At 59.1% G+C, this 274-nt stretch carries 1 protein-coding gene; it reads left to right on the plus strand.

What is annotated here, in order from left to right:
- On the plus strand, nucleotides 1–274 hold a 274-nt coding region (locus tag PVZ80_RS00305), incomplete at both ends, for an immunoglobulin-like domain-containing protein (protein ID WP_273863294.1).

Genomic DNA, 274 nt, shown 5'->3' on the forward strand with positions numbered 1-274 from the left:
CGAAGTCACCATCAAGGATGCTGCTGGCGGCAACTTCGAGAACCTGGTGCCGAGCACCACGCCAGCGATCACCGATGTCACTGACACCATCGATACGTCGACCGTCAGCCTGACCGCGACGCCTAGCGTTGCTGAAGGTGGCGTTGTCGTTTACACCGCTTCCGTAACAGCTCCGGTCACTGGTTCGCCTGTCGTTGTCACTCTGTCCAACGGACAAACCATCACCATCCCGGTGGGCGAGTCTTCCGGTACCGTGAATTTCACGGCTCCGAAC

Origin of the sequence: Pseudomonas sp. B3G-3 (assembly GCF_028640915.1) — a bacterium.
GTDB lineage: Bacteria > Pseudomonadota > Gammaproteobacteria > Pseudomonadales > Pseudomonadaceae > Aquipseudomonas > Aquipseudomonas chlororaphis_I.